The 11243-nt window shown below is 43.9% G+C and carries 12 protein-coding genes; 7 read left to right on the forward strand and 5 right to left on the reverse strand.

Annotation, left to right across the window (positions count from 1 at the left end; genetic code table 11):
• Positions 1-7 precede the first annotated feature (7 nt).
• From KSK37_RS06090 to KSK37_RS06115, 6 genes are all read left to right on the forward strand, one after another.
• Positions 8-1519, forward strand: a complete 1512-nt coding sequence (locus KSK37_RS06090) for an FAD-dependent oxidoreductase (protein WP_217200153.1) — start codon at positions 8-10, stop codon at positions 1517-1519.
• Between the two features lie 11 nt (positions 1520-1530).
• Positions 1531-1761, forward strand: a complete 231-nt coding sequence (locus KSK37_RS06095) for a hypothetical protein (protein WP_088359527.1) — start codon at positions 1531-1533, stop codon at positions 1759-1761.
• A gap of 51 nt (positions 1762-1812) precedes the next feature.
• Positions 1813-2823, forward strand: a complete 1011-nt coding sequence (locus KSK37_RS06100) for an SDR family oxidoreductase (RefSeq protein WP_217200155.1) — start codon at positions 1813-1815, stop codon at positions 2821-2823.
• 5 nt (positions 2824-2828) lie between these two features.
• Complete coding sequence (locus KSK37_RS06105) at positions 2829-3995, forward strand: zinc-dependent alcohol dehydrogenase (protein WP_088359529.1); 1167 nt, start codon at positions 2829-2831, stop codon at positions 3993-3995.
• 192 nt (positions 3996-4187) lie between these two features.
• Positions 4188-4514, forward strand: a complete 327-nt coding sequence (locus KSK37_RS06110; RefSeq protein WP_217200157.1) for a PAS domain-containing protein — start codon at positions 4188-4190, stop codon at positions 4512-4514.
• 18 nt (positions 4515-4532) lie between these two features.
• The gene (locus KSK37_RS06115; protein WP_217200158.1) at positions 4533-5264 is read left to right on the forward strand and encodes a sensor histidine kinase; all 732 of its coding nucleotides are present in this window, start codon (positions 4533-4535) and stop codon (positions 5262-5264) included.
• Between the two features lie 85 nt (positions 5265-5349).
• Here KSK37_RS06115 and KSK37_RS06120 read toward each other — a convergent pair whose 3' ends face one another.
• From KSK37_RS06120 to KSK37_RS06140, 5 genes are all read right to left on the reverse strand, one after another.
• Entirely contained in the window at positions 5350-6006 is a 657-nt protein-coding gene (locus KSK37_RS06120; RefSeq protein ID WP_217200160.1) for a DUF6766 family protein, read from the reverse strand.
• A 38-nt stretch (positions 6007-6044) separates the two neighbouring features.
• The gene (locus KSK37_RS06125) at positions 6045-6518 is read right to left on the reverse strand and encodes an adenylyltransferase/cytidyltransferase family protein (protein WP_088359531.1); all 474 of its coding nucleotides are present in this window, start codon (positions 6516-6518) and stop codon (positions 6045-6047) included.
• A 9-nt stretch (positions 6519-6527) separates the two neighbouring features.
• Complete coding sequence (locus KSK37_RS06130) at positions 6528-7652, reverse strand: hypothetical protein (RefSeq protein ID WP_088359532.1); 1125 nt, start codon at positions 7650-7652, stop codon at positions 6528-6530.
• A gap of 230 nt (positions 7653-7882) precedes the next feature.
• Positions 7883-8590: a ferritin-like domain-containing protein gene (locus tag KSK37_RS06135; protein WP_217200162.1), complete on the reverse strand. Its 708-nt coding sequence runs from the start codon at positions 8588-8590 to the stop codon at positions 7883-7885.
• 65 nt (positions 8591-8655) lie between these two features.
• Positions 8656-9516 (reverse strand): hypothetical protein, encoded by an 861-nt coding sequence (locus tag KSK37_RS06140; protein ID WP_217200164.1) that lies wholly within the window; start codon positions 9514-9516, stop codon positions 8656-8658.
• Positions 9517-10655: 1139 nt separating this feature from the next.
• On the opposite strand from KSK37_RS06140, the gene ruvA reads away from it, so the two are divergent.
• On the forward strand, positions 10656-11240 hold the full coding sequence (ruvA, locus tag KSK37_RS06145; RefSeq protein ID WP_088359904.1) for a Holliday junction branch migration protein RuvA: 585 nt from the start codon (positions 10656-10658) through the stop codon (positions 11238-11240).
• The last annotated feature ends 3 nt before the right edge of the window (positions 11241-11243 follow it).

Genomic DNA, 11243 nt, shown 5'->3' on the forward strand with positions numbered 1-11243 from the left:
ATTCCAAATGAAAAGAGACGGCACAAACAAAAGCATCTGGCAAGACGATTCTTCATTCTTACAGAATACCGCAGAAATACCGGACACGGTTGATACCGTAATTGTAGGCGCGGGACTTACGGGCATCAGTCTGGCGTTCGAACTGCAGAAGCGTGGGCAGCGCTGTCTGGTAATCGAGCAGCACGGCATCGGATCCGGAACCACCGGAGGCACCACTGCGCATATAAATAATTTTTTTGATGTTTCCTATGATCACCTGATCAGCCGTTTCGGCTCTGATGCTGCCGGCGTCGTTGCTGAAAATGCACTAAAGGTTGTTGATATAGTGGCTCAAAATATTGAGGAATGTGCTATTTCCTGCGACTTTGACCGGTGCAGTTTTTATCTTTTGAGTACAGAAGAAAAGCATGATAAACAGCTTGCAAATATATATGCCGCGCATCAGGAATTGGGAATTCCGGGACAGCGGGTGACGGAAATTCCTTTCCGGGTGCCTTTCCGCGAAGCAATTGAAATTGAGGGTCAGGCACAGTTTCACCCCCTAAAATATATTACCGCTCTTGCACACGAATTTGAGGTAAGAGGAGGCGCTATTTTACTCGATACGCGGATCAGAAGTCACAAAACTACCGGTGACGGGGTAGAAGTTCAGACAGAATTCGGAAGAAAATTTACAGCAAAGAATTTGGTCTGGGCAACGCATATTCCTCCAGGGATAACACGGTTCAGTACCATGAATGCGCCGTACCGGAGCTATGCGTTGGCAGCGAAAATTGATGGTTCTCCAATGAAGCTGGCACAGGGAGCCGATCTTTGTGATCCTTATCATTATTTCCGCTATCAGCTGATTAACGGAGCATGGCATATCATCATCGGCGGATTCGACCATAAAACCGGGCATGAAGAAGATACTGTCAGGCCTTTCGAAGCTTTGAAAGCTTATGCTCACCATCATTTTACTTTCACTGATATTGTCGCGCAGTGGTCAGCCCAGTATTATGTTCCCGTGGACGGTTTGCCTTACATCGGTAAAATGCCGGGTGAAGACCGGGTTTTTATCGCTACAGGTTATAACGGAAACGGAATGACATGGGGAACCCTGGCGGCTGGTATTATTGCTGATCTGATAGATGGCACGGAAAGCAGACTGGCGGAAACCGTATCGCCTTCCCGTCTGGAATTCACTGCAAGTGCGCGTGAATTTGTGAAGGAAAATGCAGATGTCGTCTTTCATCTGATTAAAGACCGTTTCGCCGCAGATAAAAAAGCAGAACTCGACTCGCTTAAAAAAGGGGAAGGGAAAATCATTGTTTTTGAAGGAAAAAATGTGGCCGCTTACCGGGATGAAGAAGATGCTTTGAAACTCCTTACCGCTGCCTGTCCTCATATGGGATGCACCGTGCGTTTCAATACCGCCGAAAAGACGTGGGACTGTCCGTGCCACGGATCTAGGTTTGATACCGACGGCAATCTGCTTACAGCACCTGCTACCGAAAACCTTAAACCTATAAATCTCTAAATCTTTATATTATGGACGCATCAACACCAGTAACTGCACGGGGAACTGCCGTGACCATCCCGGGCGAAACCACTACGATCCGGCACAATCTGGGAACTACCGATATTATTGTCGCATTATATAATGTAGCTACGGGGAATGAGCTTAACAGCGGAATTACTGTTATCGATAAAAATTCGGTGATGATTAGTACCGCCAGCGGCGCACCTGAGCAGATCAGAGTCGTAATAATGGGCATCTGATTCGCTATGCTGATGCTGCGTTAGCATCTCAATTTTCTAAACTCATCAAAAATGGATAAAACATTTGACATACATTCCCTGAGCGGGAAAACAGTAGTAATTACCGGTGCCAGCAGCGGGATAGGACGTGCCGCTGCTGAAGCTTTTGCCATCGAAGGGTGTTCCGTAGTTTTAGCCGCCCGGGGTGAGGCTGCATTGGAGGAAACCCTTGCCCTGTGCCGGGATTTAGGTGCCAGTGCAATTGCAGTTCCCACCGATGTATCGGATGCCGTGCAGGTAAAGCACCTTGCTGAACAGGCGCTGCAGTTCAACGGCCGTATCGATGTCTGGATTAACAATGCCGGGGTCATGGCGACGGGAAAACTTGAAGAAATGCCTGTAGAGGTAGTGGAACAGGTGGTTAAAACAAATCTTTTGGGCTATCTTTTTGCCGCACATACCGTTCTCCCTATTTTTAAAAGGCAGGAAGAAGGAGTACTTATCAATAATATTTCAATAGGCGGCTGGATGCCCGCTCCATACGGCGCAGCTTACTCCGCATCGAAATACGGTGCCAGAGGAATGGTAGAAGCACTGCAGGGTGAGGTGTCGCATTTTTCCAACATCCATGTCTGTGGACTGTATCCCGGTATTCAGCGTTCTACCGGCAATATGCATTCCGCCAAATATTCAGGATTTTCCTCTAAAATACCTCCGCTTTCCTTCGATCCCCGGGAGCTTGCCGCGACAATGGTGAATACTGCGAAAAATCCTAAAAAAGCCACATATACCGACTGGTCCTCCTTGCTGTTCAAAAATTTGTACGGCGTTTTTCCAAAATTAATGGTTAACAGTATGTCCGCGGGAATGAGGCTGATGATGAAGAATTCTGATCTATCTGAAACCAACGGAAACGTATTGGCTCCCTCTGGTGAACCGCACCGGATTTATGGGGGAACCATGATTCCGCCGCCTTCTCCCACCGCTAAAAAACTGATGCTGGCAGCATCTTTGGCTGCAGCAGCAGTAATGCTCTTCAGTCATTTAAAAGGACGAAACACTAAATCCAAACATTTAAAATAAAAAATATGAAAGCAGCCGTATTTCACAGTCCCGGGAAAATAACCTGCGACGAAACAGAAGACCCGAAAATTGAAGCTCAGGACGATGTGATTCTGAAAGTAACTTCCACTGCCATCTGCGGTAGTGATCTCCACATGTACTCAGGTGGTATTCCCCAGGCCCGTCCTATGGTGATGGGACATGAATTTATGGGAATTGTAGAAGAGACAGGAAGTAATGTCCACGGTTTGAAAGTAGGTGACCGTGTTGTGGTACCTTTCCCAATCGCCTGCGGGGGGTGTTTTTTCTGCGAACATGACCTTCCGGGTCACTGTGAAAACAGTAATCCGGAAATGTATGGACCCGAAGGCGGAATCCTTACTGAAAAAGGTGGAGGCATGTTTGGTTACAGCGATCTGTACGGGGGTTATAATGGCGGACAGGCGCAATATGTCCGCGTTCCTTTTGCCAACACAGGACCGCGAAAAGTGCCGGATCACCTTACCGATTCTCAGGTTCTTTTTCTCACCGATATTTTCCCTACAGGCTACACCGGAGTAATGTGGGGTGAATTAAAGGGAGGGGAAACTGTTGCTGTGTTCGGTGCCGGACCGGTAGGGGTAATGGCAGCAAAAAGTGCAGCACTTCACAGTGCTTCAAAAATAATTGTAATTGATACTCTGCAGTACCGTCTTGACCGGGTTAAAGCCCAGACAGGCTGCGAAACCGTTCTGTGGAAGAATGCAAAGGATACAGTGGAAGAAATCCGGCATCTTACTCAGGGGCGCGGTGCGGATCTTTGTATTGACGCAGTAGGTTTTGAGCCGGAGCGCAATATATTAGACCGGGTAAAGGCAACGGTGAATTTCGAGAAGGGAAGTATCAAGGTGTTGGATGCCTGCTTCAGTGCTGCAAGAAGGGGAGGAAGGATTTCCATACTCGGCGTTTATCCGGTAAATTATGACAACTTCCGTTTGGGGCAGATCTTTGATAAAGGACTTACCGTTAAAGCCGGGCAGGCTCCGGTTCATGCAGTAATCGACAAACTTTTGGGGTATGTTACAGACGGAATGGTAGTTCTTGATGACGTAATTACTCACCGCATGTCATTGACTGACGTGGCTAAAGGGTATGAAATATTTGATAAAAAAGAGGATGGCTGTGTCAAAGTGGTGCTTGACCCATGGAAATAACTTCCCAATCTTTCTTAAAATATTTTCCGCGCATACAAAAAAAATCAGTAATTTTAGAATAATAATTCATCCTGCAGGTTCTGCAGGGTGAAGCGCTTTTATTAATTTCAAAATAAGGTGAAATTTCCGTGAGGGGCTGGGGAGAAGAGGTGGGAGGAAAATCCGGCTGACATTTTTAAAATATTTACAGAGATGCCCAGTAAAAACCAACAGATCCGGGAACTCAGTTTTCACAATCAACTTCTGGAGAATTATTTCAGAAATACAATTATTCCGCAGCTCTTTATTGACGGTTCGCTGCGGCTTCAGAAATTTTCTCCTCCCGCGATGAAGCAGTTCAGTCTTGCAGACTCGGATATCGGCAGGCCGATTGAAGAGATTAAGGATAATTTCCGGTTTCCTTCTATCATTGATAATATTCAGAAGGTAACCGATACCGGTGAAATACTTGAAAAGGAAATTCAGACCGTGGACAGGCGGTGGTATCAGATGAATATTTTTCCTTATATCCTCCTTTAGGACAAGAAGACAGAGGGGGTGATCGTTACTTTTGTGGAAATTACTGCGATAGTCGAAGAGCTTATGGTACAGAAGAAACTGGTTGCTGACTACGAAATTCTGCTGGATACGATTTGTCACGACATTAAAAATCCCCTAACTAATCTCGTATTGGCTGTAGGGCTGCTTAAAAAAACTAAACCTGTCGAAACCAAAAAATATAATTCTCTGCTTGAAACTGTCGATAATGCCTTATGTAAAATGCATGCGCTGATTAATGATCTTGCCGCTGAAAGAAAAAACTGCTATGATATATCCGGAGAGGAAGAACTTCTCAGTATTGAAAATATCCTGGAAGATGTCCACAGTATTCTCAGCGATAATATAACTGAGACCGGGGCTATGATTCAAATTAATATTAATGTTCGTGAGATTACCTTCTCAAGAAGAAAACTCAGGACGGTTATTTATAATCTGGTGAATAATGCTTTGAAATTCCGGTCCGAAAAGCGAAAGCCGGAAATTTCTGTCACATCTTATACTGAAGACGGGTTCCTTGTAATCGCCGTAAAGGATAACGGCGTAGGAATCGAAGCCAGCAGACAGGATGAGGTTTTTTCAAAGTATTGCCGTCTGAAGCACAATATTGAAGGAACGGGGGTCGGCCTTCATTTGGTTAAGGAAATTGTAACGAATGCAGGCGGTAAAATTATGCTGCAGAGCGAAGTGGATAAAGGTTCTGAACTTAAAATTTATCTTAGAATCAAATAGAAAGAGGATGATCATACGATCACCTTAAGGCGGCCTGTTGGTTTTTCAGCATCATACTAATTTTGGTATCAGTTTCTGCGTTTTATTATTCACCGGTTTCACTGTGCGGGGCATCCACAGGTTTGGACTGGGATGAGCCCTGCTGCCTCAAAAAAATAGAAAGTACGATAATGCCGAATATAGAGAGGAATTCACTCTGCCAGTTCTGAAAGGATTCGAACCACAGCCGCGAGTCTGTAAGGTATTCGCTGAATTTCAGTAATGGTTTTCCCTGTAGTAGATTCTGAGTGTTCGCATCCCATAGGCTTCCGTAAACATGGAGCACAAAAGATGCCGCAAATAAAAGAAAAAGCGAGACAGTAAGTGAGTTTTTGTACAGTTTAAGCCATATACCGCCTTTGCGGACCGGCCAGGGCGCTCCTTTGCGGGTAGGAGAGGGGGTTCTGTCTACTTCATTGGGTTTTTCAATGTCTTTGGATTCTGAAGAACCTTTCTGTCTCAGAAAAATGGTGAACCATACCAAGAGACCCATCTGTAAGAACTCGCTTTCCCAGTTTTCGAAAGTAGCTTCAATAAAATGACCCGACTGCAGATATTGGCCAAGGCTTACTGTTTTTCCGCCCCATTCCTGAAGGTCTTTGTTATATTCAAGCAGCCCAAAGTAAATCTGGCCCGCTAAACCAAATAAAAACAAAAGGAGAAAAACAACAGAAAGGCTGTTGTGATAGAGCCATTTTTTCATTCTTAAAGAAATTGTTATGGAATTTTTATTAATATTAGTTATTTGTGAAGTTCCAGGGTGTTTTGGCGCTGCGCTTTCATTTTGGTGTTTTCGCTATGATACACTTCCTTGCGGAGGTTGCTGCTCGAAAACCGGTGATGGCGTTCATTGAAATACAGAACGATATTGTGTTCTTCGCAGAATTTTCGACCTGTAAAGTTTTTGTCTCTGTATTCCACGCCTATAATTCTTATATCAACGGAATACAGTTTCAGAATGTCTTCCAGATCCTGCTCTGTAGCGTAGGGAATAATTTCATCCACATATTTGCAGGCTTTCAACTGAACATATCTTTCAACCACGGTTTGCACGGGTTTGTTTTTTTCCGGCCTGTCAATCGTAGGATCGGTCTGTAAGCCGACGATAAGGTGATCGCACTGTGCTTTTGCTTCCGCAAGCATACGGATATGTCCCGCATGCAGCAGATCAAAACAGCTGAAGGTAATTCCCGTAATTCTTTTATTGGTATCCATAATAGTTTGTTAAATGTTTAATTCCTCCATTTCCTCAATGAATTCGGAGTGTTTGTAAATCGAAAGAATATATTCAGGATCGGGTACCCGGTTTTTTTCTTCGTCGAGATCAAAGATCCCGCACCGGCTGTAAACGCTGAGGTTGTCCCAATCTGGTCTGTCCGTAACAGGATAGATGCAGATGCCGTGAAAATCGACGCCCTCATTTGCGGCGATAATACATTCGGCTGCCACTTCATCCAGCCATTCAGCACGGCTGTCTTCGAAATGCCCGGTTTCGGAAAGAAACATAGGCTTTTTATACCGCTGATATGCATTGAGCAGAAGCTGATGTAAAGGAATTCTCTCGTTAGCGTGATCGGGCCAGCAAAGACTTTCAGCATCAGCTTTCCACTGGCAGTTCCAGTAATAATTGAACCCTAAAATTTCCAGATAACTTTCGTCACCTCCGAGTTCGGGACATCTTCTTCCCGCAATAATATCCATTGCTTCAAACTGGTATTCGTTGCGGATAGAAATTTCATCGGAATCGGGACCGTGTACTTTAACCAGCGGTTCAACGAGGACGATTTTACAGTTGGGATCTTCCTCTTTCATTGCACGGATTCCCTGAAGTGCTGCTTGGCAAAGGTGGTATTTGAGATCCCAGCCGCTGTTTACCGCAAAAGGGACAGTGCCTCTGTCATCGCCTGAAAGCCATGACAGAAAACTGATTTCGTTGATCGGAACTACGTATAATATTTCGCTGCTGTGTTTCCTATAGAACCTTACAAAAGTCCGGCAGAGTTTCTCGAACCGGTCAGCAAAATGCGGATGGGTAGGGAAGAGCCCGTCAGGATACCCAAAATGTATAAGGTCCCAGATCTGCTGGACGCCTGTTTCGCGGGCCGCACGGATTCGGTTAAGCACCCCAGAAAAATCATATTCTCCTTCTGTTTTCTCCACTTCACTCCAGCATATTCCTTCGCGAACGGTATAGATGTCGAGCGAGGTCAGCAGTCTGTAATCTCCGTGTACACGTAGATCGTGCTCGGTTTCTTTCAGGAGGTTTACTCTTTGGCCATGGCGGTTGATGTGATCAGCACATTCAAAACCACCCATCAGATAACTTTTAAAGAACGGTGAGCTTTTCATGATTTTCGGATTTTTCAGTTTCCAGAGTTGCAAATAAATCCAGTGCGTTTTGTAGTTTATTGTGTTGCGAGCACGCAAATAAAAGAATGAATCCTTATGGTAAAAAACTTATTAGCAATGTTATCATAAATATTTTTAATGTTCAATAAATTTTCTCATTAATTATGCGCAGCTAACCGAATTTTGATCTCTAACGGATACAAAAAAGCAAGCAGAGTGCTTGCTTTTTTTTATTCCATATCATAATCGTGATCATCCTCCTCTTCATCGTCATCATCATCTTCTTCCTCTTCATCTGCAGCACGGAAATTGATAGAAGATTCAGCGATATCGGTAAGGTCGAGGTCAGTATCCTCCTCTTCTTCCAAAGTCATTTGCAGCAAATCTGCGGCTCTTTCCAGCTGCAGCGTTTCCGCTAAAGCTACCAGTCCGCCGTAAGATGCGATCTCATAATGCTCCACTTTCTGTGCTGCGATGATAAGCGCCGCATCCCGGGTCATGCTTCCTTCCTCAGTTTCTTTGATGATGTTTTCACCTTCTTTTACAATACCGATGATGGCATCACATTTTTTTGCTTCGGCGCTTTCTCCGATGGACTTAAATACTTTTTCAAGTCTTGAAACTTGTTTTTGGGTCACCAGATGATGGTCCTCAAAAGCATCCTGAAGTTCTTCGGTAGTTGCTGCCTCTTTCATTTTGGGCAGAGCTTCAAGAATATGTTTTTCGGCAAAATACATGTCCTTCAGACCGTCCAGGAAAAATTTATACAGCGCACCATCTTTGGTTGCTTCCTGGCTGTAATCCCGGTTTTCAGACCTGCTGCCTGCAGTCCCGTTTTTTGAAGCTGTTGTGCCGGGTCCGGCGGTGCTTTTTTTAGCTGCTGTTTTTGTAGCTTCCGCAGTGGAAGCTGCTGCTGCTTTTGTTTTATCTGATTCCATAATATTTTATTTAATGTGTTTAGAAAAAAGGACCGACCATGGCAGCCGGCCCTTGTTATTTTTAATTAAGAATTTCTTCCGCCTCTGCTTCCGAAACCGCCTCTACGGCCAGATCCGCCACGTGCACTTCTTCCGTCCGAAGTAAATCTGCCCTGGCTGTCTCTCATTTGGTTACCGTTTCCTCTTCCGCCACCGCGGGAAGAACCGCCGCCCTGGCTTCCGCCTCTCGAAGAACCACCTCTGGAGCCTCCACCTTGGGAACCTCTTGAAGAACCGCTTCCTGAACGTGAACCGCCACGGCCTGAAGTGTACTGATTTCCGAAGAAAGGATGTCCTTCCCGTGCACCTCTTCTGTCGCCTCCGCCACCGGAACCGCCACGGCTACCGCTGCTTGATGAACCGCCTCTTGAAGATCCGCCCTGTGAACCTCCCGAAGAATTTCCCCGGCCTCCTCTTGAAGATCCGCTGCCTGAGCCTGAAGATCTTGAAGAACTGCCCTGGTTTCCTCCTCTGGAAGAACCACCTCTTGAACCTCCCTGAGAACCGCCTCTTGAGCCGCCTCTTGAAGAACCTCCTCTGGAACCTGATGAGCTGAATCTGCCCTGGCTGTCCCGTCTTTGGTTACCGTTATTTCCTCTTCCGTCTTCATCATCGTCATCGTCATCGTCATCGTCCTCTTCATCATCATAATCCTCATCATCGTCGTCGTCATAGTCTTCGTAGAATTCCTCATAACTGTCCTCGTAGTCATCGTCATAGTCTTCGTCGGCCTGTGCATCCGCATAACCGTCTTCGTAACCGTCTTCGTACGCCTGCTGGAAGATTTCTTCTAAGTCAAAATCTTCTTCCTGGTTTCTGCCTCTTGAGTTTCCTCTGCCGGAGGAAGAATTCGATCTTCCTGATCCGGAATTTTGTCTTGTAGCCATAATAATAATGTTTTTTGGTTATATATTATGTTAACTAAAATTATACCTAAAAATGTTATAAAGGGTTAATAATCCGTTAATTAACTGTTAAATTATGATAAATTTGCGGAAGGGATTTTTAACTTTTTGAAGGTCTTTATTATCAAACTTTTGCGAAGTGGTTTGCGCACACAAATCCTCTTCTACTGGCTATACCGCTGCCTATTATGGTGGTGAAAAAACAGGTAAAATTTCATCACGGGAGTGAAAATGTAACTGAATTGAAAATTTCGTTGTTGTTCTTGGCAAACAGATTTAAATTACAGCAAATCTATTTTACACTGCGGATATGGAACCGTAGTTTTTGTAGCTGTTTTGATTGAACCAACCATTCGAAAAAATGAAAACGCAGGACTTGTATTGACTCGCTGGAGGTATGATGAACTGATGTTTTAATTTACACATATAATAAGGGACAAGTGTAAAAATCATCTTCGAAACTTTTATACTGCAAAAAAGAGTAGGCAAAAAAGAGTTTATAGCTTTTTTCGGGTTAAGTTTGTCGCCTTACGCTCCGCCGCTGTGCTAAACATAATAAAGTATTGGCTGCTGAATTTCCCCGTCATTGTAAATAGCAGCATGTTTTTTCAGCAAAAATCACGGTGGTGTAACCTCCTCATCAAAAATTCCTCAGAACGGATTCTCACGATGATCTCAGGACCTGCTATTTTTTAAATAAGCTGCTGTTATTCCTGGTTTATCGTCCTTCCATTGCCAATTCTGATCACCCCCGACTTTTTATTCTTTTTATCTTTCATCTTTATAACAAGGCTGAAAAACTTGTTGCTACAGGTATTAGAATAGAAGTTGCGCCTTTATAATATAGTATGGATATAGTATGCTTATAGCATGGTTATAGTATGCGCTATAAAGAAACATTCATATTCCTGATTGCACATAAGGGAGGTATTATTATGAGAAAGTCTAAGTAGGATCCTGCTCATCTTTTAGATGCGTGCTAAAATATTTTTCGTTGCGTTTTAACCGATTTTAGGTAAAATACCCTAATAAATGCTTATTTAATTAGAAAAGAGAAAACCATAAGGATTAAAATTTTAAAAATCCTATATTTGGCTTCTTTAAAAAAAATATTAGCACAGATGATTTATTCGTTAAAAGGAACGGTTCAGGAACTTAATCCCACTTCAGTCATCATTGACGTCAACGGTGTTGGATACTATGTCGGGATCAGCCTTCAGACCTCAGAAAAACTTGTTTTGGGCAAGCCAACTTTTCTGAATATTCAGCAGATTATCCGCGAAGACGCGCATCTGCTTTTCGGCTTTAACACAATTTTAGAAAAAGAACTCTTCAATCTGTTAATAAGTGTTAACGGTGTAGGGCCGGTTTCAGCCCTCATTATGCTGTCTTCTTTAAGCCTTGAGGAGATCGCTACTGCCATTCTTTCCGACAACAGTATGCTGCTGCAAAAGGTGAAGGGAATCGGAGCCAAAACCGCCGAGCGTATCATTGTCGATTTGCGCGATAAAGTCCAAAAATTCAAGGGATCTGCCGAAAATATTTCTACATTTGTAGATAATAAAGTAAAAGAAGAAGCGTTATCTGCATTAGAGGTTTTGGGTATTGCCAAAAAGATGAGCGAGAAAATTGCAGACCGTGTTCTTAAGCAGAATCCGGAGTTTTCTGTAGAAGATTTAGTGAAACAAATTTTAAAAAATATTTAACAT

The sequence above is a fragment of the Kaistella soli genome (assembly GCF_019038595.1).
GTDB lineage: Bacteria > Bacteroidota > Bacteroidia > Flavobacteriales > Weeksellaceae > Kaistella > Kaistella soli.